At 53.7% G+C, this 21,221-nt stretch carries 22 protein-coding genes; 7 read left to right on the top strand and 15 right to left on the bottom strand.

Going from position 1 to position 21,221, the window contains the following annotated elements:
- Positions 1 to 158 precede the first annotated feature (158 nt).
- Positions 159 to 1,058, bottom strand: coding sequence for a LysR family transcriptional regulator (locus tag AB9F29_RS04045; RefSeq protein ID WP_369754682.1), 900 nt, complete (start codon positions 1,056 to 1,058; stop codon positions 159 to 161).
- A 101-nt stretch (positions 1,059 to 1,159) separates the two neighbouring features.
- Here AB9F29_RS04045 and gstA point away from each other — a divergent pair, with 101 nt between their 5' ends.
- Genes gstA through AB9F29_RS04030 form a run of 3 tightly spaced genes read left to right on the top strand, consistent with a single transcriptional unit; the run spans position 1,160 to position 2,370 of the window.
- The gene (gene gstA, locus AB9F29_RS04040; protein ID WP_369754681.1) at positions 1,160 to 1,771 is read left to right on the top strand and encodes a glutathione transferase GstA; all 612 of its coding nucleotides are present in this window, start codon (positions 1,160 to 1,162) and stop codon (positions 1,769 to 1,771) included.
- The gene (locus AB9F29_RS04035; protein WP_335585919.1) at positions 1,768 to 2,148 is read left to right on the top strand and encodes a nuclear transport factor 2 family protein; all 381 of its coding nucleotides are present in this window, start codon (positions 1,768 to 1,770) and stop codon (positions 2,146 to 2,148) included. The genes gstA and AB9F29_RS04035 overlap by 4 nt, the downstream gene beginning before the upstream one ends.
- Positions 2,149 to 2,151: 3 nt before the next feature.
- Positions 2,152 to 2,370: a 4-oxalocrotonate tautomerase family protein gene (locus AB9F29_RS04030; protein ID WP_369754680.1), complete on the top strand. Its 219-nt coding sequence runs from the start codon at positions 2,152 to 2,154 to the stop codon at positions 2,368 to 2,370.
- A 293-nt stretch (positions 2,371 to 2,663) separates the two neighbouring features.
- Here AB9F29_RS04030 and AB9F29_RS04025 read toward each other — a convergent pair whose 3' ends face one another.
- The 6 genes from AB9F29_RS04025 to AB9F29_RS04000 form a co-directional block, all read right to left on the bottom strand.
- Positions 2,664 to 3,656, bottom strand: coding sequence for an endonuclease/exonuclease/phosphatase family protein (locus tag AB9F29_RS04025; protein WP_369754679.1), 993 nt, complete (start codon positions 3,654 to 3,656; stop codon positions 2,664 to 2,666).
- Entirely contained in the window at positions 3,653 to 4,699 is a 1,047-nt protein-coding gene (locus AB9F29_RS04020; protein ID WP_369754678.1) for an ABC transporter ATP-binding protein, read from the bottom strand. Before AB9F29_RS04020 ends, AB9F29_RS04025 begins: the two co-directional genes overlap by 4 nt.
- A 10-nt stretch (positions 4,700 to 4,709) precedes the next feature.
- Positions 4,710 to 5,594, bottom strand: a complete 885-nt coding sequence (locus AB9F29_RS04015) for an ABC transporter permease subunit (RefSeq protein ID WP_369754677.1) — start codon at positions 5,592 to 5,594, stop codon at positions 4,710 to 4,712.
- An 8-nt stretch (positions 5,595 to 5,602) separates the two neighbouring features.
- Positions 5,603 to 6,484 carry an ABC transporter permease subunit gene (locus AB9F29_RS04010; protein WP_039003293.1) on the bottom strand — a complete coding sequence of 294 codons (882 nt, stop codon included), beginning with the start codon at positions 6,482 to 6,484 and terminating at the stop codon, positions 5,603 to 5,605.
- A gap of 64 nt (positions 6,485 to 6,548) precedes the next feature.
- Positions 6,549 to 7,853 carry an extracellular solute-binding protein gene (locus tag AB9F29_RS04005; RefSeq protein WP_369754676.1) on the bottom strand — a complete coding sequence of 435 codons (1,305 nt, stop codon included), beginning with the start codon at positions 7,851 to 7,853 and terminating at the stop codon, positions 6,549 to 6,551.
- Between the two features lie 329 nt (positions 7,854 to 8,182).
- Complete coding sequence (locus tag AB9F29_RS04000; protein ID WP_369754675.1) at positions 8,183 to 9,439, bottom strand: cytochrome-c peroxidase; 1,257 nt, start codon at positions 9,437 to 9,439, stop codon at positions 8,183 to 8,185.
- A 33-nt stretch (positions 9,440 to 9,472) separates the two neighbouring features.
- On the opposite strand from AB9F29_RS04000, the gene AB9F29_RS03995 reads away from it, so the two are divergent.
- Positions 9,473 to 9,943: a tetratricopeptide repeat protein gene (locus AB9F29_RS03995; RefSeq protein WP_335585926.1), complete on the top strand. Its 471-nt coding sequence runs from the start codon at positions 9,473 to 9,475 to the stop codon at positions 9,941 to 9,943.
- A gap of 53 nt (positions 9,944 to 9,996) precedes the next feature.
- Here AB9F29_RS03995 and dctP read toward each other — a convergent pair whose 3' ends face one another.
- Genes dctP through AB9F29_RS03965 form a run of 6 tightly spaced genes read right to left on the bottom strand, consistent with a single transcriptional unit; the run spans position 9,997 to position 15,556 of the window.
- Complete coding sequence (gene dctP, locus AB9F29_RS03990) at positions 9,997 to 11,055, bottom strand: TRAP transporter substrate-binding protein DctP (protein ID WP_369754674.1); 1,059 nt, start codon at positions 11,053 to 11,055, stop codon at positions 9,997 to 9,999.
- Between the two features lie 26 nt (positions 11,056 to 11,081).
- Positions 11,082 to 12,371: a TRAP transporter large permease gene (locus tag AB9F29_RS03985; protein WP_335585927.1), complete on the bottom strand. Its 1,290-nt coding sequence runs from the start codon at positions 12,369 to 12,371 to the stop codon at positions 11,082 to 11,084.
- On the bottom strand, positions 12,371 to 12,961 hold the full coding sequence (locus AB9F29_RS03980; protein ID WP_369754673.1) for a TRAP transporter small permease: 591 nt from the start codon (positions 12,959 to 12,961) through the stop codon (positions 12,371 to 12,373). The genes AB9F29_RS03985 and AB9F29_RS03980 overlap by 1 nt, the downstream gene beginning before the upstream one ends.
- A 47-nt stretch (positions 12,962 to 13,008) precedes the next feature.
- Positions 13,009 to 13,512 (bottom strand): flavin reductase family protein, encoded by a 504-nt coding sequence (locus AB9F29_RS03975; protein ID WP_369754672.1) that lies wholly within the window; start codon positions 13,510 to 13,512, stop codon positions 13,009 to 13,011.
- Positions 13,512 to 14,402, bottom strand: a complete 891-nt coding sequence (locus tag AB9F29_RS03970) for an aldo/keto reductase family oxidoreductase (RefSeq protein ID WP_369754671.1) — start codon at positions 14,400 to 14,402, stop codon at positions 13,512 to 13,514. Before AB9F29_RS03970 ends, AB9F29_RS03975 begins: the two co-directional genes overlap by 1 nt.
- A complete protein-coding gene (locus tag AB9F29_RS03965) occupies positions 14,402 to 15,556 on the bottom strand; it encodes an LLM class flavin-dependent oxidoreductase (protein WP_369754670.1) in 1,155 nt (384 codons plus the stop codon). Before AB9F29_RS03965 ends, AB9F29_RS03970 begins: the two co-directional genes overlap by 1 nt.
- Before the next feature lie 112 nt (positions 15,557 to 15,668).
- Here AB9F29_RS03965 and AB9F29_RS03960 point away from each other — a divergent pair, with 112 nt between their 5' ends.
- The 3 genes from AB9F29_RS03960 to AB9F29_RS03950 are packed head-to-tail and all read left to right on the top strand — an operon-like array spanning position 15,669 to position 18,572.
- The gene (locus tag AB9F29_RS03960) at positions 15,669 to 16,379 is read left to right on the top strand and encodes a GntR family transcriptional regulator (protein WP_369754669.1); all 711 of its coding nucleotides are present in this window, start codon (positions 15,669 to 15,671) and stop codon (positions 16,377 to 16,379) included.
- A 9-nt stretch (positions 16,380 to 16,388) separates the two neighbouring features.
- Positions 16,389 to 17,504: a Gfo/Idh/MocA family protein gene (locus AB9F29_RS03955; RefSeq protein WP_369754668.1), complete on the top strand. Its 1,116-nt coding sequence runs from the start codon at positions 16,389 to 16,391 to the stop codon at positions 17,502 to 17,504.
- A 48-nt stretch (positions 17,505 to 17,552) separates the two neighbouring features.
- On the top strand, positions 17,553 to 18,572 hold the full coding sequence (locus AB9F29_RS03950; protein WP_369754667.1) for a YeiH family protein: 1,020 nt from the start codon (positions 17,553 to 17,555) through the stop codon (positions 18,570 to 18,572).
- Between the two features lie 2 nt (positions 18,573 to 18,574).
- Here AB9F29_RS03950 and AB9F29_RS03945 read toward each other — a convergent pair whose 3' ends face one another.
- Both AB9F29_RS03945 and AB9F29_RS03940 read right to left on the bottom strand, forming a co-directional pair.
- Positions 18,575 to 20,359, bottom strand: coding sequence for a beta-N-acetylhexosaminidase (locus AB9F29_RS03945; RefSeq protein WP_369754666.1), 1,785 nt, complete (start codon positions 20,357 to 20,359; stop codon positions 18,575 to 18,577).
- The gene (locus tag AB9F29_RS03940; protein ID WP_335585936.1) at positions 20,360 to 21,115 is read right to left on the bottom strand and encodes a GntR family transcriptional regulator; all 756 of its coding nucleotides are present in this window, start codon (positions 21,113 to 21,115) and stop codon (positions 20,360 to 20,362) included.
- Positions 21,116 to 21,221: the final 106 nt, after the last annotated feature.

Below are 21,221 nucleotides of genomic sequence, written 5' to 3'. Positions count from 1 at the left end.
ACGGCCCAGACTAGGCCTTGTTACTCAATGTAGCGCACGGCAGGTTTGAGCCCAAAATGAACGATGCTGCGCCTTGCCCGAAAGGAAGCTATCGTCATGCAAGAGCATCGTAAGCGGAACAGGAGCCCTCGATCAATGGCTGCCAACCTGATGTTTCATTATCGGGGTGCTAACGTCTCAGTTCCTTTAGCGACCAACAAACTCCAAAGCGCGGACGCCACAGGTCCTGGTGCCTGATCTCGGCGTCGCAAAACAAAAATCTCGGAGTGGCGCGGCGGGAAGCCTTCGACAACGAGGGGTTCGAGCGTGCCTGCTGCGATTTCATCCTGCATTAGGTGATCAGGCAATCCCCCCCAGCCTTGTCCGGACAAGATGACCTGCTTTTTTGCGGCGAAATCCGAGACCGTCCACTTACGGCCACCTGGCAGCAGGTCACGGCTTTGCTTGTTCTCTGGCCCTCCAGTCCCGGAGACAACGATTTGTGGAAACGTCTGCATGGCCGTCATGGACTTCGCTCCCGGACCAAGCCTTTTGGCAAAACGGCGTGACGCCACGGGCCGGATGGTAACCTCTGCAAAGCGTTGCGTTTCTACTTCGTCCAAGGGAACACTTTCAAGCGTCGCGATTGCAATGTCTGCGCGCTGTTCCATGAGACGTTCGATCGGGCCGCCCATTACTTCGGTCAAGAGACGAATATGGGTTGCCGGGTGGCGACGATCAATTTCCTCCAGAACCGGCAATAGGTGCTGAAGCGAGAGTGTGGCGGTGATAGCGATGCACAGTTCGGGTTCTTCACGTGCGCGCAGTCGCGCAGCCGTTGCGCCCAGTTCTCGCATCTGGGCGAGAACGCGGGACGACTCCCGAAAGAAAATTTCACCCTCTGCGGTGAGCTTGGGGCGATACGCTTCGCGGGATAACAAGGTCAGCTCAAGCTCGTCCTCCAAGAGACGGATCGCGTTACTTATCGCACTTTGAGATTTGTTCAAGCGTTCTGCAGCCTTACGGAACGTTCCGGTCGTCACGATGGCTTCGAAAGTTACAAGTTGTTCAAGCTTCATATCGATCACCAAATTAGATCATGTTGATTTAAACTTAATATTATCAGCAGAACGAGTCCGCTGCTATTGAAAAGCATCATTTCAATAGAAGGTCGAAAAAAATGAAGCTATTTTACAAACCAGGAGCTTGCTCTCTTGCCAGCCACATCGCGCTCTGTGAGACGGGTGCGACATTCGAAATCGAGAAAGTCGACACTGATCTTGGGCGTGCCGAGACTGGTAATGACTACGGCGCGATCAACCCCAACGGATATGTGCCAGCCCTTCAATTGGAGGATGGCGAGGTCCTGACTGAAGGCGCGGCGGTGTTGCAGTACATCGCAAGTTGTTTCCCCGAAGCGGGACTGGCGCCACAGACGACCACTCTGGAGCGCGCGCGCCTACAAGAAACACTCAATTGGGTCGCGGCCGAATTGCATAAAGCGTTCAGTCCGCTTTTTAATACTCAATCGTCGGATGCCGCCAAGGAAGCCGCGCGCGTTGCAGTAGCCGCTAAATTTGACCGGCTAGAGACGCAACTTTCCGATGGACGCGAATGGATTGTAGGCAGCCGGTTCTCCGTTGCTGATGCGTATCTTTTTACTGTGGCAAATTGGGCCAATTTTACTGGTATTAACCTTTCTGGCTGGCCATCTCTTGCTGAGTATATCACGCGGGTCGCGGTACGCCCCTCTGTCCTGAAAGCCATGAAATCCGAAGGGTTGGTTCAATGAATTCGGCAGATCACGCACAGGTAGTCGCGCTTATAGAAAGATATTTTGAGGGTCTCTATCACGCGGACAGTTCCGTGCTCCGTCAAGTTTTTCATCCAAACCTCGCCTATGTATGTGCGACAGAGGGAGATGAACTCTATCTTGATCTCGATACTTATATGTCGCGGGTCGACGGTCGTGTGCCGCCTGCCAAACGCGGAGATCCGCGTGATGAGGCCATCCTTGAAATTGCTTTTGGTAGCCAGAGTCTCGCTAAGGTCACGGCTCGGATGAGCATGTTGGGGCGCGATTATCTCGATTACCTGACGTTGGTCCGTCACGGTGGGGAATGGCGGATTGTCACCAAGGCTTTTACCTATATTCCGCGAAGGACGTAATCCATGCCCTATGTAAACATCAAAATTACCCGCGAAGGTGGTCCGGATGGCACCGGTCCGACCAACGAAGAGAAAGCACAGCTGATTGCAGGTGTAAGCAGCTTGCTACAAGACGTGCTGAACAAAGACCCAAAGACGACTTTTGTCGTGATTGACGAGGTTGCGCTTGAAGATTGGGGGATCGGCGGGCTGCCGGTCATGCAATACAGGACAAAGTCATGAAAACTCGGCTAAACGAACCGACATGGGGACAGCGCGTTAAGGATGGCCTATTTCCAAAGCTGCAAACAACCGTAGGGAAAGCCGATGGCGCCCGTGCGGGACTGCTCTATAATTTCAAACGCTTGGGGCGACAGCCCATTGCCATACTGTGCGAACATAACCTTGTTCGCATTTGGTGCTTTTGTCCGAGCACTTATAAAGGCTTCTGTCGGACCCAGTTCACCTATCAAGCTGTGCTTCACATGAATCCAAGGAGTGTAATTGTCTTTAGGAGGTCCGGTTTAGTGCGGGTTTTATGAAACAGAGCACCATATCGCTTCGTGATCTGAGAGCGGTTTTCCTGTTTTCGATAGCGCGGGGACAAGTGCTGTCCCGGTGCAAGATAATCCGCGCGTGCAAAACCAATCCAGTTTCATTTTCCGGTTTGGATGTGGTGTGATCAGGCTTGATCTGGTTGTCATTCCTGATGGCGTTGCGTCCCAAGTGTAGCCACGCGCCTCAGCCTTTGCGAATAGGGTTTCGTCTTTCCAGTCAAAATCGGGTGGCTGGTGATTGCCGGTATTAAGGTCCCCGCCGATAAGCACAGGCATATCAGGTGCAAAATCATCAATGGCATCAAGCAGGCGCTCAAATTGCACGGCACGATACCTCGCGTCCGCGTTGCTTTCCAAATGTGTCGAGACGACGCAGACCGTTCCACTATCCCTAGGCAAAATCGCAGCGATTGCCATGCGTCCCCCAACCCGAGGCTGTTCTGGATCGGCGTTCAATTCATCGGAGGAAAACCAATGGCCATGATCATCAAGACGGATAAGTTTTACTGCGATGAAGGGCACAGAACTTAAGATCGCATTGCCGTGCCAGCCGCACGCGTTGAAATTATCGCTGCAATAAGCCCGTTCCGTTGGTCCGCCCAAATCAAGCTCTTGGAATTCAACGCCAAATGCATATTGCATATTCAGCGCGTTCGCCATGACCTCAGTTGTATGTTGTTGCCCAGTCCGCGCCATGCCGTGATCGACCTCTGAAAGCAGCACGATATCGAGTTTTAAATCCGCCAGTAGCTCCGCATTTTCGAGTGGAAACAAACCACGTTCAACGTTCCATGCCACGGCTGAAATCTGCTTTGGCAAGGCCGTTTCGCAGGCGTCGCCCCCCACTTGAACGGTATTCATGCTGGGCAGCGATTGCAGTAATGCGCGGTGGGATTCTGCGGTGCGTGGCGCAGTCATGATGCTGGATTTTTGGTCTGCTGTGACGAGGGGAAGTTCTGCGACATAAGTCATGTCAGGCGTCCCCCTGTTATGGCATCAAACAGGGATACAGCGTTTGGTTTTAGGGACACCCGCAGCGACCCGACGTTGATGATGTTATCTTTATCGACGTGAATGCTGATGTCTTGGCCCGCAAGAGTGCCGTGCAAAAGGCGATGCGCACCAAGTTCCTCGACAAGGGTAACGTCGATTGTGATATCCCCATTTTCATCCGGAACGATATCTTCTGGGCGAATGCCGATGGTTACCTTTCCGGAGGTGGGCAGATCATTCGCTGCGATCGATTCGTCACCGATACGCAATTGCCCATCGGTTGCAGCGCCTGCCATCAAATTCATCGGTGGAGCGCCCATAAACGATGCAACGAAAGTGGTTTCAGGCCTGTTGTAAACCTCGGTTGGGGTGCCGATTTGTTCAATCCGCCCCTCGTTCATCACAATGATGCGGTCCGCCATTGTCATGGCCTCGACCTGATCATGGGTCACATAAACAGCGGTCACACCAAGGCGACGTTGAAGGGCTTTGATCTCAATACGCATTTGTGTGCGCAGCTTGGCATCTAGATTCGAGAGGGGTTCGTCGAATAAAAATAGGGCAGGATCACGCACAATCGCACGGCCCATGGCAACACGTTGACGTTGACCGCCCGAAAGCTGGCTTGGCTTGCGGTCGAGGTAATGATCAAGGTTCAGCATCGCTGAGGCCTCGCGTACTTTGCGGTCAATCTCCGCCTTGGCAATCTTGCGGTTTTTCAATCCGTAACCGATGTTATTGCGCACGCTCATATGCGGATAAAGCGCGTAGTTTTGGAAAACCATCGCAATATCGCGGTCGGCTGGATCGAGGTCATTCACCTGCCGTGTGCCGATGTTCAAACCTCCGCTAGAGATATCTTCTAGACCCGCGATCATGCGCAGCATTGTTGATTTCCCACATCCAGACGGGCCAACAAGAACAACAAATTCGCCATCGGGAATATCGAAACTTGCGGGGTGTACGGCGGTAAAGCCGTTGGAGTAGACCTTAGAGATCTGGGACAGTGTTACCTGAGCCATGATAATTTCCTTATTTATCCGATTCCGTCAAACCTTTGACGAACCAGCTTTGGAAGAAGATGACGATTAAAACGGGGGGCAAAATGGCGATAAGGGCCAGCATATTTGCGCGTCCGTATTCGGGCAGACTGGTGCCCTCGAGAGATTGTCTGATTTGCTTGATGCCACGCACGAGTGTGAACATATCCTCATCCGTGGTGATCATCGTGGGCCACAAATATTGGTTCCAGCCATAGACGAACATGATGATGAACATCGCGGCAATCATCGTTCGGGAAAGCGGCACCAAAATATCAATGAAGAATTTGAACGGTCCGGCGCCATCAATGCGGGCGGCCTCGACCAGTTCTTCGGGGATGGATCGAAAGTACTGGCGGAAAAAGAAGGTCGCCGTGGCGGATGCAATCAGCGGGATGATAAGCCCTTGATACGTATTGACCATGCCAAGCTGTTGCACGATCTCGTAAGACGGCAAAATACGCACCTCAAGCGGCAAGAGCAGCGTCGTGAAGATGATCCAGAACGCAAGTGTCGCGAACCGCATGCGGAAATAGACAATTGCATAGGCGGCCATCATGCCCAGCACAATTTTGCCAGCGGCAAAGCCAAGCCCAAGGATCATTGAATTCCAAAGCATCCGCACGCCGGTGTTCGCGCCTGAAAACCCGTCCGCCTCAAACATTGCTTTGCGAAAGTTTTCATCAAGTTGATCGCCAATGGCGAAGCTCGGCCCGTTTTTCATGTTGAAGAGGTCCGGCATGGTGCTCATTTGCAAAAGCATCAGGACTGGCAGGATCAAAAAGGCCGCGCCAAGGATGAGGATGCCGTGGTCAAAGACCAGCGACAGTTTGATCCGCGCGCGGGGGGCGGATTGGGTCACTATTTCGGTGTTCATATCGGGCCTCATGTATAGTGAATGCGGCGTTCAACGAGCCGGAATTGAAAAACAGTCATCGCCAAAACAAGCACCATCAAGACAACAGATTGCGCCGATGATCCTCCAAGGTCGTTGCCTCGGAACCCGTCCACATAAACCTTGTACACAAGGGTCATCGGGTTGTTTCCTGGCTCGCCCTTCACCACCGTGTCGATGATGCCGAACGTGTCAAAAAGCGAATAGGTGATATTGGTGATCAACAGGAAGAACCCCGTTGGGGCCAGCAAGGGAAAGGTCACATCCCAAAAGCGTCCAGCGGCGGATCGATTGTCGATCATTGCGGCCTCGCGCACAGATTTGGGGATGGATTGTAGCCCTGACAGGAAGAAGATAAAGTTGACGGGGATCTGCTTCCAGACGGAAATCAAAACCATCGCAAAGGCCGTGTCGTAATAATTTACGCCAAGGGCAAAATCCCAACCAAGGCTTTTGAAGAGATCGGAGATCGGTCCCCAGCTTTGGTTGAAAAGGATCAGCCCCATCACTCCCGCAACAGGAGGCGCAACGGCGTAAACCCACATCAAAAGTGTGCGGTATGTCTTGGCCCCGCGCACAACCTTGTCGGCCTTTACGGCAAGCAACAAAGCAATGCCAAGCGACAGGATGGTGACAAGTAGCGTGAAAGAAACTGTGAATATCGCAGCGCGCCCATAGGACGCGGAATTGAATAGCGATGCGTAGTTGGCAAACCCAACAAATGTTTCGCTAAATCCAAAGGGGTCTTGCAGATAGAATGACGAGCGCAGCGCATGGATGGCAGGCCAGTAGAAGAAAATGCCGATGATTGAGATCTGTGGCACGAGCAACAGGATCGGCAACCAACGGTTGGTGAAAGCAGCGCGTTTCATAGGGGGTCCTTGTGAATACGCTGATGGCCGCAGAGCGGCCATCAGGTCTTGGTATGAAAAGTGATTATTGCGCTTGAGTCTGGGCAAACTTGGCAAGCAACTCATTGCCCTCAAGTTCCATTGTCGCAAAGGCATCATCAACCGATGTCTCGCCACCAAGGATGCGGCCGAATTCACGGTTCATCACGTCACGGATTTGCACATAGAACCCCATGCGATACCCTTTTGTGTTCTCACCAGCAGGCAAAGACAATTGCTTGATGCCGATTTCTGCAGCCGGTGCGCGATCATAATACCCATCCGCTTGTGCCATTTCATAGGCTGCGATTGTGATCGGCACATAACCGGTCTCTTGGTGCCACATGTATTGAACTTCTGGGGATGTCAGGAAGTCAAAGAACGCGGCCGTTGCTTGGTTCTCTTCGTCAGATTTACCAGACATCGCAAACAACGAAGCGCCACCAATGAATGTTTGCGTCGGCTCTGTTGTGACAGATTCCCAATAGGGGAGATATGTTGCTGAGAATTCAAACGGTAGGTCTAATTTGGACAATCCACCAAAGGAGCCTGAAGACCCCAACCAAATCGCAACTTTGCCTTCTTCGAACGGTGTTTGGTTATCACCCCAACCCGCGCCATACCAAGCGTAATAGCCTGAATCCAGCCAATCTTTCACATGTGACCAATGCATTTTGATCTCGGGTGAGTTGATCAAAATTTCTGTGTCTGTACCAGTATAGCCATTGTCATTCGTGGCGAACGGCAGGTCATGGCGGGACATGAAGTTTTCCGCAAAAATCCAAGGCGAATGCGATTGCGCCAGCGGAATATACCCTGCATCAACCAAGGCCGGAGCGGTCACGGTTTCGAATTCTTCCCATGTTTTTGGTGCTTCAACACCAGCGGCTTCCATGGCTTGCAGATTGTAATACATGATCGGGGAGGAAGAGTTGAACGGCATGCCGATCATCTTGCCATCGCTATCCGCATAGAAGTAGCGCACACCGGAAATGTAGTCGTTAATATCGAAATATACGCCATTATCAGTCAGCAAATCTTGCACAGGGATCGTGGCACCCTTTGCGCCGATCACCGTTGCCGCGCCCGCATCGAACACTTGCAAAATGTTTGGCTGTTCGCCTGCGCGGAAGGCCGCGATGCCCGCAGTCAGCGCTTCTTCGTAAGTGCCCTTAAAGGCTGGTGTGATCTGATAGTCAGACTGGCTGGCGTTAAAGTCAGTCGCGATTTGGTTCACTGTATCACCAAGGGCGCCGCCCATTGCGTGCCACCAAGTGATTTCAGTTTGAGCAGCGACGCTGCTAGCCATCATGGACAGAGCGGCAGCAGAAAGAATTGAAACGCGGGTCATTAAGTATACTCCAGTCGAGTAAATGCCCAATTGGGCATATGTGTTTTGATGGCGCAGCCGATTAGGACGCACGCCTGCGGTAAGCGGGCCATGGATCGGCCCGACGAATTTAGATTTAGAAAACAGGGTGATCCCTGCGATGCATGCGAAGCGCACTTGCTAGCTGATAGGGTAGTTTTGTAACGGCCATATGTCAGCGGGAAATAAGTCGCAGCTTTCTCGCTAAGATAAAAACCTTTGGAACGCACGGTTTCACATCATTCCAACCTAAGCCTCTTGCTGAGATTTCCGTCGCCTACAAAGACGTCGTTAATCTGCAGGGAGCTACCCTAATCAAGCGGCAATCCACTAGGGACGGAATTCGGTATTCCAAAACGGGGATCGTTCAATGTTGTTCCCGTGAGGGCTTTCAAAAAAGCGACTATTTCGATAATTTCGCTATCGCTGAGGGTAAGGGGCACGGTGTCGCGCACGCGTCGTTGGCGGTCCATTTCGCGTGTGTCGCTTTGAATGGCAAAATCGACCTGTGAAATCCATGCGGCATCAGGCAGGACCAGTGAATCGCGGGCCCAATTAGGCTCGGCTTCAATGTGATGTCGGACAATGCCATCAAGCGTTGGGTATGCGCCATTGTGCCCGTAAGGCGCTGTTTTTTCAACATTTCTAAGCATGGGAGTGCGGAACCTATAGGCATCTTCTTGGCGGTCTGATTTTCCCATACGGCCCACATCGCGTGGCATGGGATCAAAGCGACGTGTGCGCCCAGGTCCGAACGCAGGCAGGGCAAGCGCGTGGAATTTTTGATCCGTGAGGAGGGACCCTGCGTGGCAACTAGAGCACTGCGCTTTGCCAAAGAAGAGGTTCATTCCCGCAAGTTCAAGTGTGTTTAACGCGGTCGTGTCGCCTTGAATGTACTGATCAAACGGGCTGTCGTAACTCTGCCATTCTAGCCCCATAAATGCCGCCAAAGCGTTGGCTATTTCGACGATGGTAACTTGCTCGGGGCGTTCAATGTACTCAAAGGCGTCAACGAATGCGGAACCATAGGCGGGTATGATGCGCACGCGCTTCGCGAGGATCGGCCAACCTGCATCAATGCGGTCATGAACGGCACCTGTGACTTCGTTTTCGCTTGGATTTCCGGCCATTTCAAACTGCGCGGTCAGGGGGAAAACCGCTTGGGCTGCGAGGAGCGTTTCGAGGCCCTGTGGCAGCCATTCTTCGGCGGGGCTGTCAAAGCCGTTTGCGTATTTGTCGTTGATGGAGAGGCGGCCATCGTGAAACATCGTGTGCAGGGATTTTGCGCCGAGGTTCCAGAGGGCAGGGGCGTTGCGTGGAATGCGTTTTTTGATCGCGCTGTCGCCGCTGCCTGCGGTGCGGTCAATGCCAAGCCCAACGCCACCCTCACCAATTCCAAGCGACAGGCCGTCGGACGTGCCAAACTTGGGATGATGACAGGTGGAACAGGCGATATTTCTGTTCCCTGACAGTATTTTATCGTAAAATAAAAGTTGACCAATCGCCGCCTGTTTCGCGTCAAAGACGATAAAGTCGTCTGGCGTAAGGGGCGCAGGAAGTTCGGCCAATACCGGCTGTGAAACGCACAAAAGGAGAGCGACATGCGCCAGTTTGTTTTTGCGAGTTTGATTGCGGCTAGCCCCGCCTTCGGAGGGGTGGAAGAGGGGCGCGACTTTATGGAGGCCGATAACTATTCCGCCGCGATGGAGGAGTTTTTGCCCGCCGCGCGCAGTGGCAATGCCGACGCCGAGGAGCTTATTGGCGTGATGTACGCGCTTGGACTTGGGGTTGAGCAAGACGATGTGCGGGCGTTTGAATGGTATTTGCGCGCGTCCCTCAAGGGGCATCCCGGCGCGCAATCGGGGATCGGTTGGTATTACGAGGTGGGCCGTGGTGTGGCGGCACCTGACTTGGTTCGAGGCTATATGTGGTACACGCTTTCGGCCATCGGGGGAGACCCCGACGCGGCAATTTCTCTGGAAGAGATCGTCAAAAAGATGACGCAGGCGGAAATTGAGAAGGCGCATGTTTTGGTCAATGATTACAAGGGTTGGATGTACCCGTTTCGTTAGGTGGAGGTCTTAATACGGAAAAAGGGCGCGGACTGAACCGCGCCCTCTGTGCTTTAGTTTAGGTCGGCCGCGCGTGCGGCGTTAACTTCGACTTCTGCTTCGGCAACCGCTGTGGTCAGAGCTTCAAAGATAACGTCGCCGCGTGTGACGTTGGCTTTGAACCAGTCGTAAACAGGAGCTGCAGACACTTTGAAGGCCTCTTTTTGCTCAGGTGTTGGCACATAAAGATCGCCACCACCCGCTACGAAATCCTCATAGGCTTGGATGGATTTACGCTTTGGTGACGCGAAAGTTGCCTGTTGCAAGGCATAGAAACCGTCTACCACAACGCGGCGCATATCTTCGGGCATTTCCATGAAGGTTTCGTTGGACATCCACCAGAGGGCACCCATGTAAGCGTGGCCGTCAAGTGTGAGGTATTGCAGGCCGGCGTCTGGGAATTTCATGCCCATGATGTCTGTGATGCCGTTTTTGGAGCCTTCAACGACGCCAGTTTGGAACGAGGTAAACAGTTCTGGCCATGGGATCGGAGTCGGAGACGCGCCCATTGCTTTCACGAGTTCCTGCGGAAGATCCGCAACAACGGTCCGGATTTTCAAGCCTTCCATATCGGCGGGTTCTGCCACACGGCGTTTCGTGTTGGCAAAGTTGCGCCAGCCGCCGGTGTTGCCGATGGTCATCAAGCGGATTGCATCTCCGGAATCCTCAAGCGCCATGTCGCGCATTGTGCGGGTGAAATCGCCCGACAAAACTTGCTCGGCGATACGGTCGTCCGCCATCAGGTAGGGCAGGTCCAAAACTTGCACATAAGGGAAGATGCCCGATGCGCCGCCCGAAGTGGAAATATAGATGTCGACGGTGCCGTCGGCCACGCCTTGCAAACATTCCGCACCGTTGGAGCAGAGCTGTGTACCAATAAAGAGTTCCACCTCGATCGCGCCATTGGAGGCCGCTTCGACGTAGTTTTTGAAGACAACCAGACCGTCATAGTCTTCGTCGTTTTCATTGGAGTTCGCTGTTGCACGGAGCTTATAGTCAGCGGCCGTCGCGGTGAGTGCGGTCCCTGCTAGAATCGCCGAAAGCGCGAGGGTTGTTATGGTCTTAGTGAGCATCGTGTTTCCTCCCTGAATACTCGTGGTTAATTAGCAAATCCGGTTAGTCGCGGAATTGTCATGGAAATGGCGGGGATGTAGGTGATTAGGAAAATCACAACAACTTCGACCGCCAAAAATGGCAGAATGGCGCGGGCAATGGCTTCGACGCGCTCGCCAGAAACGGCGGACGCCACGAATAGGACCAAGCCCATCGGCGGGGTCGCAAGGCCAACCGTTAGGTTGACGGACATGATGATCGCAAAGTGAATGGGATCGACGCCAAGGCTGATGAAGATTGGCCCCAAAATTGGTCCAAGAATGATGATCGCGGGGCCCGCATCCAAGAACATGCCGACCACAAACAACAGAATGTTGATCAAGAACAACAGGATGAGCGGGTTTTCCGAAAGTGATAGGATGAACTGGGCGAGTTGCTCGGGGGCGTGGCTCAAGCTGACAACGGTTTTAAACGCCATCGCAGCCCCCACCAGCAGCATCACAACCGAAGACGTGAGGCCAGCACGTGTTAGGATGTCGGGAATGTCTTTGAGGGTAAGGGTGCGTAGTACGAAAAAGCCGATGATCAAAGCGTAAGCCACGGCGACGGCTGCCGCCTCTGTCGGCGTGAAAACCCCAACCAGAATCCCGCCCAGAATGATGACGGGTGTCATCAACGGAAAGAACGCCTTGATGGAAGCTTGGCCGCGTTCGGGCCATGTGTATTTGCGGCTTGCAACGGGGAAATCGTATTTGTTGGCCATGAACTTGACCATAAGCATCAGGCCAAGTCCCACCATAATGCCGGGAACAATCCCTGCAAGGAACAGCGCCGCGACGCTCTCGCCCATCACATAGGCATAGATAATCATGATGCCAGACGGGGGAATAATCGGGCCAATCACCGACGACGCGGCGGTGATGGCGGCGGCGAATTTACGGGAGTAGCCTTGTTTCTCCATCGCAGGAATCAGCATGGACCCAAGGGCCGAGGTGTCCGCAACCGCCGAGCCAGAGAGGCCTGCAAAAAGCATCGACGACAGGACGTTCACATGCGCCAAGCCGCCCCGTAGGTGCCCCATGAGGGCCTGTGCGAATTCCACAAGGCGCATGGTGATGCCACCCTTGTTCATCAATTCGCCCGCCAACATAAAGAAGGGGATCGCCATGAGAGGGAAGCTGTCCATCCCATTGTAAACGTTTCGATAAAGGAGTGTGATGTCCTTTTCTTGACCGTTCAGGAATAGAAGGATTCCGGGGGCTGCCAAAAGGCCGAAAAACACGGGTAAGCCAACCAGAAGGAAAATGAGGAAAAGGGGAAGGAACCATATAAGCATTATTCGGACCCTCCGATGGATGCGGCTTCGATGATGGGAAGGCGATCCTCGCCTCCAAAGAGTTTAACGAGTGTACGCAAAATCAACTCGATATTGACGCTCAGCAGAAGGATCACTCCAACCAAGAGGGAGGCCATCATCCAAGAGCGTGGCACGCGCAGCCATTGGGTGAAATCCAACGACATTGGCACATAAAGCGAGGCCGTTGTGAACCGTCCGCCAAATCCTGTGACTTCGCCCCAGCCGATTTGTACCGCAACCACAAGAACGATAAATGACAGCGAAAGCAGGATAAGATTTATCACGCCCGCGATCGTACGGGGCAAGGAGTACAGCAACATGTCGATGGCCACAAAACCGCCACGGCGAAACGCCGTCGGAGCCATCAGGCCAGTCATCCACATCATGCAAAACCGTGCGGCCTCATCGGGCCACGGCAGGGCGTTGTTCAAAATATACCGGAAAAAAACCTGCACCAGAATGGCGAGGACCATGAGGGCAATCGCGACTGCACCAATGGCGCGCCCGAATCGCAGGAGCGTCTCGTTCACGAGGCTTAATGGTGACACGAGCGTCAGTAATATATTCATCAGGCTCCCCCCTGTCGTTCCCTCGGAATGAGGAAACTTTTCAAACCCTATGCGGCCTGAATCTTCCCATATTTTCCACCATAAAACGTCAACGGATTGCCGTCTCGAAGTTCAACATTTTCAACTTGGCCGACAACGATGACATGATCCCCTCCAGGATGCGTGGCAACATGACGGCATTCAAAGCGCGCGAGGCAACTTTCAATCAACGGCACGCCGTGGCTGTTTGTCCGATGCTCTAGTGCATCAAATGCGTGACCATTTTTGGCGAACCCTTCGCAAATGTGTTTGTCCTCGTCGCTCAGTATATGAATTGCAAAGTACTCGGCATTTGCGAAGTATTTATAACGACGCGATCCAATCGCAGGGGACCACAGAACCAATGCTGGGTCCAACGACAGCGACGAAAAACTGTTCGCTGTCATCCCGATAGGGCCGTCTTCTGAGGCAACGGTAACAACCGTAACCCCCGTCGAAAAACGTCCAAACGCATCGCGCAATTGACGGGCGTTGTCGGAGTCCGGTGTGAATTGGCGAGACGCAAACGCCATTACGCGACCTCACCGCCGATAGCTGCAGAATACAGACGGAACCACGTTTGCCTATCCATCTTGACTTTGAGGGCATTCGACAACGCTGCGATCCGTTTGAGGTTATTTGTGCCCATGACAGGCAAGATTTTTGCCGGATGCGCTAGAAGCCATGCCACGGCAACCGCGGCGGAGTCGACATTATTTTCTTCTGCGATTTCAATTAGTTGTTCTCCGATTTCCGTTTCGGAAACCATCAAGCCACCGCCGCCCAAGGGCGACCATGCCATGACGCGCTGGTTGTTTTTCTGATGAAAGGCCATGTCGCCGTTCGTGAGGGACTCTGTCGTCGCCAAGGACACTTCAATCTGGTTGGTGACCAGTTTCGTATCCATGCCGGATTGCAATAATTCCCAGTCCCATGGCTTGAAATTTGACACGCCGACGTCGCCAACCTTGCCTGAGCGCACCAATGCGTCGAGCGCATTGCCCGTCTCAAAGTGGTCCATGAAAGGGTCGGGGCGGTGGATGAGCAAAAGATCGATGTGATCGGTCGCCATGTCACGCAATGAATTTTCGACCGAGGCATTAATATGCGCCGCCGAAGTGTCGTAGTGTTTGACCGTCGCATCCGCGTATCGGCCCATCGGGGCGACGATATCGCATTTGGTGACGATTTGCATTTGGGACCGCAGAGAGGGCGCTGCACGCAGGGCATTTCCCAGAACCGCTTCCGCTGTATAGCCGCCATAAATATCGGCCTGATCAAAGGTGGTGATGCCCTGTTCAAGGCAAGCGTTGATCTTGGCTTCGACGTGTTTGGCCGAGGTGTCTTTGTCGTCCGCAATCCGCCACATGCCATAGACAATGCGGCTTAGATTTAAGGTGTCTGATAAAGCGACGCGTTCCATTAACGGCGAACTCCTGCTGCGAGAGGGGTGTTGGGGGCCTTGCTCGGGACACGGCCATAGGCCTGTGGCAACGAGCAAGTTTTGAGGTGGGGCATCACTAACTTGCCAAAATACTCGGCCTCTTCGATGTGCGGATATCCCGAAAAAATAAAGGCGCGAATGCCCATTTTCTGATAGTCTTCGATCTTGCTAAGAACCTGATCCGCAGAGCCAACAAGCGCCGCGCCACAGCCTGAGCGCGCACGACCGACACCTGTCCAAAGATTGGGTTCGATATAGCCAAATTCATCCGCAAGTTCGCGGTTTTTGGCCTGATGGGAAACGCCGAGGGAGGTTGAATCTAACGCGCGTTCACGGATCATGCGACCATATTCATCGTCGAGTTTTGAGGTTATATATTCCGCGTATTCCTGCGCCTCTTTTTCGGTGTCGCGCACGATCATATGCACCCGCAGGCCATAATCCAATGTGCGGTCATATTTTTCGGCAACGGCGTTCACGGCGCGCATCCGACCCGCTAGATCTTCCTGCTTTTCGGGCCACATTAGATAAACGTCGCAATGCTGGCCGCACAGTTCGAGTGCCGCCGGAGAATAGCCGCCAAAATACAAAAGCGGTCCGCCGGTTTGGTAAGGTTTGACGGGGTCCGTTGTGAGGCCTTTGAAGTTATAAACCTCGCCTTCGTAGTTGATTTCGTCCTGTGTCCACGCTTGCTTCAGGATTTCTACGACTTCGCGGGAGCGTTGATAGCGAAAGCCACTTTCGGCCTTTTCGCCGGGGAAGTCGGAGCTGATGATATTGACGGTCAAGCGACCCTCGAGCATGTGGTCGAGCGTTGCGATCGTGCGCGCCAACATGATCGGCTGCACTTCGCCACAGCGCACGGCCGCGAGGAGATTGATGTCTGTTGTGATAGGCGCACAGCCCGCGACAAACGAGAGCGTGTCTTGGCCAACCTGATAGGATGACGGACACAGAATATTGCGAAAACCTTGCTTTTCGGCGATTTTGACGATGTTGCTGCAATGGGCCCAGCTAGAGCGCAAATCGCCGTTCGGAACCCCTAAAAATTGGTAGTCATCCGAGCAAAGTGCGGAAAACCAAGACACTTCTGCTGCTTCCAAGTTGGGCGATGTTATTGGAACAACACTCATATCAAGTCTCCCGAAGTTCGCTTCATTTTTTGCTTGCATAGCACTGTCTTTGATATAGATCAATAGTGTATCAATTATTGTTGCGGCACACTGTCGCATACGGAGGAAGCTCATGGTCTCGTCGAATGAGAGCCAGAATGCACTGCCAATGTATGTTCAAATAAGCGAATTGCTTATTCGGGATATCAGTGCGGGACGGTTGATGGATGGAGAGCGTTTGCCGCCCGAGCGGGCCATGGCGGACTCGCTAAATACCTCGGTCGGGACGCTGCGAAAGGCCTTGGCGATTCTCATCAAAAAGAACCTTCTGGAAAGCGTTCAGGGGTCGGGGAATTATGTGCGTCACGGCGGCGAAGTGAATAGCGTCTATTCCATGTTTCGACTTGAGCTGCTTGACGGGGGCGGGTTGCCCCGTGCCAATATTCTTGACATTCAGGCGCTGACGAAACCTTCAGATTTACCAAAGTTTGGTACGTCCGAAGCTGCAACCCGCATTCGCCGTTTGCGGTTTCTAAACAATACAGTCATCGCGATTGAAGAGATTTGGCTTGATCAAAACGCAGGCAAAGTCCCTGCTGGGGCACTTTCTGACTCCCTTTATCATTTTTACCAAAAGCAACTTGGATTTTGGATTTCGCGTGCCGAAGATCGTGTGGGAATTCAAACCGTCCCTGCGTGGGCACCTCATGAATTCGGCAAGCCTGTTGGCGAAATTTCGGGATACATTGAGCGCTTGAGTTGGGCGCAGGAGCCAGAGGCCGTTGAGTTTTCGCGCACTTGGTTTGACACAGATCGTGCGCTTTACGTGCAGCGCATTAAGTAAGGAACGAACATGACGAAGACAATCAATTACGGAATCATTGGCTGTGGCATGATGGGGCAAGAGCACCTGCGCAATATCGCGCTTTTACCCGGCACACGTGTAGCGGCGATTTTTGAACCGGACGCGGCGATGGCGAAGATTGCGGCCGGATTCGCTCCCGAAGCCACCTTTTGCGCGAGTGTCGACGACTTACTTGCGATTGAGGCGCTAGATTGCTTGGTGATCGTGAGTCCAAATTTTCGGCACCTTGAGCAACTTGAGGTGATTGCGAAAACCCGCTCGCTCCCCATTTTAGTTGAAAAACCCCTGTTCACCGACCCTGAATCGCTTTCGCGTGTCCTTGCTTTTCAAGCGTCCTATCCCGCGCCCGTTTGGGTGGCGATGGAATATCGCTACATGCCGCCAATCGCGGCGCTGCGCCAAGAGGTCGAGCAAGCGACTGGCGGGATAAAAATGCTTTCAATCCGCGAGCACCGCTTTCCGTTTTTGGAAAAGGTCAACGACTGGAACCGATTTAATGCAAAATCAGGCGGGACATTCGTTGAAAAGTGCTGTCATTTCTTCGATTTAATGCGCTTGCTGGCGAAGTCGGAGCCAGTGCGCATTATGGCGAGTGCAGGTCAAAACGTGAACCATCTTGACGAGACCTATGACGGAGAAACGTCCGATATTTTGGATAACGGCTATGTCGTCGTGGATTTCGAAAACGGAATGCGGGCGATGTTGGAGCTATGTATGTTTGCCGAAGGATCGCGCTATCAGGAGGAAATAAGCGTGGTTGGGTCGAAGGGAAAAATTGAGGCGCTGGTTCCGGGGCCTGGTCGTTTTTGGCCCGAGCATTTGGGCGAGGCTCCGATCCCTCAACTGATTGTTAGCCCGCGCGCCCCCAAGGGCCCAACGATGCAAGAAATTCCTGTTGATCCGCGCCTGCTTGAGGCTGGCGATCACAATGGCGCCACCTATTATCAGCACGAAGGGTTTCTGGCTTTGGTGCGTGGCGAGCGTGATATGCCGGACGTTGGGTTAGAGGACGGCTGGAAGGCTGTCGCCATGGGCATGGCCGCCCAGTTGAGCGCGACCTCGGGGCAAACCGTGCTTTGGTCTGAGTTTATTGCTCAGAAATAATCGAGCTGTCCCCACGCAAATGCCACTCTATTCTGTTGGAATTTTCCCATGACCAAATCGTCCGCTGCATCCGCCACATCAATTGAGAAATCCCCCCTTGGGATTTTGGCACCCGGAGTGTTGCTGGCGGCGATGGTCGCCATGGCGGCGCAGTTTTTGTCTGATCACTACGGCGCGCCTGTGATGCTTATGGCAATTCTACTGGGCATGCCGCTTCAATTCCTCTCAGAAGACGAGCGCACCGCCCCCGGAATCCTGTTCGCCTCGCGGGTTGTTTTACGCATTGGTGTGGCTTTATTGGGAATACGCGTCAGCGGCGAGATGCTGCAATTGATCGGCCCGCTCAATTTGGCGTTGATCGTTGGTAGCGTTATGGCGACGATATTGTTGTCGGTCGCGTTGGCACCTTTGGTTGGCAAGGATCGCTTGTTTGGCTTCCTGACGGGGGGATCTGTGGCGATTTGTGGGGCGTCTGCGGCGATGGCGATTAGTTCGCTTTTGCCGGATCGTCCCGAAAGCGAACGCGACCTTTCGTTCGCAGTGATCTCGGTCACGCTTCTGTCCACTCTCGCGATGATTTTCTATCCGATCTTGGCGGAAGTCCTTGGCTTGGACGCAAAGTCCTCAGGGTTGTTTTTGGGCGGAACGATCCACGATGTGGCGCAGGTCGTTGGGGCGGGGTATTCGATCTCTGACGAGGTCGGGGACATTTCAACCGTCGTCAAATTGTTCCGCGTCGCACTCTTAGCACCCGTTGTATTCTTTGGGGCACTCGTTTTGCGGCATTCCGTTCCCGCAGGGGCAAAACGACCACCGCTGTTGCCGTTATTTGTCTTGGGGTTCTTGGCCCTCGCGGTTGCGAATTCCTTTCATCTCATTCCCGACGTTGTGAAAACCCCCGCTGACACGGTCTCGCGCGCCATGCTCGTAACGGCCGTCGCGGGGGTTGGAATGAAAACCTCTGTGGTGCAACTCAAAAGCGTTGGCGCAAAGGCGATGTTAATCATCGTCGCTCAAACCACGTTCCTTGCGGCGTTTGTGTTGGGGGGGATCGCCCTTTTGGGGTAAAGCTACGGTGCCAAAGACATGTCTCGATAATGATGTGCGAGGCGTGTCAGGCTGTCCTCGGTCATGTCCTCCGTTTGCCACGCCTTCACCGCTATCCCCAGAATACGTGGCAGGATCATCGGCCAAAGTTGACTATCCTCAGTGGTAAACTCCGACCAGAACGCGCCTTGCACTCCGATAATCTTGTAGGCGAGGTCTGGATCGGGCACGGGGTCCCATGCGATGGTGTCACCCAAGGAAACGAAGGCGGCCCAGCTTGCGCCCCAATCGTCGGTGTCGTCGGTGTGGGCCATGTCGAGATAGGCATGTTGTGCGGGGCACATGACAACATCATAGCCGCGCCGCGCAGCTGCAAGTCCGGGGCCTTGGCCGGTCCATGTAAACAGGATCGCGTTGTTGCCGATGCCACCATTTGAGCCCTGTGCGGCCTCTTCCCATGCTGCGGGGCGTAGTCCTGCGTCGGCGACAGTCTGTGCAAGTTTGGCCATGGTCCAGCCCTGCAAATCTTGGGTGGTTTCCAGATTATGCTCTTTCATCAAAGCGCGCGCCTTGGGAGAGCCCATCCATGTGTCCTCTGGCAGTTCATCACATCCAAGATGCAGATGCCCGAACGGGAACAGCGCGCCGACTTCGGCGACAATCGCGTTGAGCACCTCCCAAGTTTTCGGCATCGCGGGGTTCATCGCGTTGCCGTGATAGCCTTGCACGCTAACTTCCGCACCATTGTCGGCGGGGTCTCGGACATCGGGGAAAACGTAGGTTGTCGCAAGGGCATGGGCGGGGGCTTCGATTTCGGGGAGAACCTCAATATTGAGGGCTTTGGCATGTTCAATGATCGCCATGGCCTCCTGTTTCGAATAGCTCCCTCCTGCTTCAATCGCGCCTGAAAAGAGCGCGGGCATCAAATGCCCCTCGCCACGTTTTTCCGTGCGTTGCCAAAGTTCGGGGAAGCAATCAATTTGAAGGCGGAAGGCTTCGTCATCGGCAAAGTGCCAATGAAAGCGATTGAGTTTCAGTATAGCCATGACATCCAGTAAATCGTGGATTGTTTGTGGCTGATAGAAATGTCGTGCCGTATCAAGATGTTGTCCGCGCCAGTTAAAGCGGGGACTGTCGGTGATCACCCCGCAGGGGACTTTGCCCGCGTGGGTGTTTCTAAGGGTCAAAAGAGTGATACCCGCGTAAAAACGTCCGCCGTAGGAACTGGCGGAGACTGAAATCCCGTCAGGTTGAATATTGAGGGTATAGGCGTCTTTTGGGGAGGCATCTTGCTTGAAGACGACTGGCACCCCATCGCCGCATAAAAAGGGTTCAAGCCCTCGCCGTTGGGCCAGTTGTGCCACGGCATCAAAGGCGTCGTTCGAGGCGCTGATGTGGGTAAGGTCTACGCTTTCATCTGTTGCAACAAAGGACGTGGGTTGCGGGACAAGGCGCAGGCCCGCAAAGGCGGGTGGCGCCGCTTGAGGTTTTGCGCGGAAGCCTGCGGGGGTAGGGGGCAGAGGGATCAATTCGTTACCAGTACGTAAGTAGGGCCCAAGGGGCATCCATGCGCGATTGGCCGGTTTGAAGCCGCCAGAATATTCAAGTATCACGGTGTGGGCGACATTTTCTGCAAGGTCGGGCAGGGCGATTTCAGTATAACTGCCCGTGCCACGGACACGATCTCCGCCTGAAGTTGCTGTGATCGGACCCATCCCCGAAAAACAGAAAATGGGAGCTTTCAGGGCGCGATCTGGTTTGAGTGTGCAGCGCATGAATTGCCCATCGAGGCGGCAAGTATACTCCATTTATTCGACCCCAAGTTCTGAAATAAAATCGTAGATGTCGGATCGGTAAAAACCCGTTGTGTATTCAATGGGGCGTCGCGTTGCGAGATAGCCTGTGCGGTCGATCTTCAACACGGCCGTTCCATCGGGTAGTTTTAGGTGGCTGGCCTCTTGGCCCGAAATATTGACGGCGGTGACCCGCTGAATGGCGCGGGTCGGGGCCTGTCGGGTTTGGCGCAGAATGGCATAGAGCGATACTTTCACACGCTCGGGAAAGGGCAAGATGTCTTGCGGTAGTGAGGAGGTTTCAAGCGCCATCGGCACGTTGCCCGCAAACCGCAAACGTTGAACCCGCGCAACTTGATCCGTGGCGGAGAGGCCAAGGGCGATCATCTCTTGAGGGCTGGGCGCGAACAACCCTGCTGACAACACCTCGCTGGTGGGGACCACCCCGCGCGCCGACATGTTTTCGGTAAAGGACACGAGGGTCGAGAGCGATTGTTTGAGTTTTTGGGTGGTGTTTCGCACAAAAGACCCCGCCCCGTGGCGCGGTTCAATCAACCCGTCCGCCACAAGTTTGGCAACAGCCTTGCGAACGGTGACGCGACTAATTCCAGCCAGTTCCGCCATGTCGCGCTCTGCAGGGAGGCGCGACCCCGGCAGGAGTTTCCCCGATGAGATAGCATTCGCAATATGACGATGTAGTTGTTGATAGCGCGGCCCATTCCCAGAATTGAACCAGTGCTCCAAAGCATAGATTTCAGAATTTTCGGTCATCGGGAATCACTCCAGTGGTATTATAAAAAAGAAACCTATTTCGATTTAAAATTGCATGCTTTGGAGTTCAATTTACCATAATATACTTGTAAAACAACAGGTTTTT

Source organism: Falsihalocynthiibacter sp. S25ZX9, from assembly GCF_041205405.1.
Taxonomy (GTDB): domain Bacteria; phylum Pseudomonadota; class Alphaproteobacteria; order Rhodobacterales; family Rhodobacteraceae; genus Falsihalocynthiibacter; species Falsihalocynthiibacter arcticus.
Note: the sequence above shows the minus strand (reverse complement) of the source record. Positions and strands in the feature narration are given on the sequence as shown.

Coding starts and splice junctions, on each gene's coding strand:
- AB9F29_RS04045 (WP_369754682.1), bottom strand. CDS start 1,058: ATGAAGCTTGAACAACTTGTAACTTTCGAAGCCATCGTGACGACCGGA.
- gstA (WP_369754681.1), top strand. CDS start 1,160: ATGAAGCTATTTTACAAACCAGGAGCTTGCTCTCTTGCCAGCCACATC.
- AB9F29_RS04035 (WP_335585919.1), top strand. CDS start 1,768: ATGAATTCGGCAGATCACGCACAGGTAGTCGCGCTTATAGAAAGATAT.
- AB9F29_RS04030 (WP_369754680.1), top strand. CDS start 2,152: ATGCCCTATGTAAACATCAAAATTACCCGCGAAGGTGGTCCGGATGGC.
- AB9F29_RS04025 (WP_369754679.1), bottom strand. CDS start 3,656: ATGACTTATGTCGCAGAACTTCCCCTCGTCACAGCAGACCAAAAATCC.
- AB9F29_RS04020 (WP_369754678.1), bottom strand. CDS start 4,699: ATGGCTCAGGTAACACTGTCCCAGATCTCTAAGGTCTACTCCAACGGC.
- AB9F29_RS04015 (WP_369754677.1), bottom strand. CDS start 5,594: ATGAACACCGAAATAGTGACCCAATCCGCCCCCCGCGCGCGGATCAAA.
- AB9F29_RS04010 (WP_039003293.1), bottom strand. CDS start 6,484: ATGAAACGCGCTGCTTTCACCAACCGTTGGTTGCCGATCCTGTTGCTC.
- AB9F29_RS04005 (WP_369754676.1), bottom strand. CDS start 7,853: ATGACCCGCGTTTCAATTCTTTCTGCTGCCGCTCTGTCCATGATGGCT.
- AB9F29_RS03995 (WP_335585926.1), top strand. CDS start 9,473: ATGCGCCAGTTTGTTTTTGCGAGTTTGATTGCGGCTAGCCCCGCCTTC.
- dctP (WP_369754674.1), bottom strand. CDS start 11,055: ATGCTCACTAAGACCATAACAACCCTCGCGCTTTCGGCGATTCTAGCA.
- AB9F29_RS03985 (WP_335585927.1), bottom strand. CDS start 12,371: ATGCTTATATGGTTCCTTCCCCTTTTCCTCATTTTCCTTCTGGTTGGC.
- AB9F29_RS03980 (WP_369754673.1), bottom strand. CDS start 12,961: ATGAATATATTACTGACGCTCGTGTCACCATTAAGCCTCGTGAACGAG.
- AB9F29_RS03975 (WP_369754672.1), bottom strand. CDS start 13,512: ATGGCGTTTGCGTCTCGCCAATTCACACCGGACTCCGACAACGCCCGT.
- AB9F29_RS03970 (WP_369754671.1), bottom strand. CDS start 14,402: ATGGAACGCGTCGCTTTATCAGACACCTTAAATCTAAGCCGCATTGTC.
- AB9F29_RS03965 (WP_369754670.1), bottom strand. CDS start 15,556: ATGAGTGTTGTTCCAATAACATCGCCCAACTTGGAAGCAGCAGAAGTG.
- AB9F29_RS03960 (WP_369754669.1), top strand. CDS start 15,669: ATGGTCTCGTCGAATGAGAGCCAGAATGCACTGCCAATGTATGTTCAA.
- AB9F29_RS03955 (WP_369754668.1), top strand. CDS start 16,389: ATGACGAAGACAATCAATTACGGAATCATTGGCTGTGGCATGATGGGG.
- AB9F29_RS03950 (WP_369754667.1), top strand. CDS start 17,553: ATGACCAAATCGTCCGCTGCATCCGCCACATCAATTGAGAAATCCCCC.
- AB9F29_RS03945 (WP_369754666.1), bottom strand. CDS start 20,359: ATGGAGTATACTTGCCGCCTCGATGGGCAATTCATGCGCTGCACACTC.
- AB9F29_RS03940 (WP_335585936.1), bottom strand. CDS start 21,115: ATGACCGAAAATTCTGAAATCTATGCTTTGGAGCACTGGTTCAATTCT.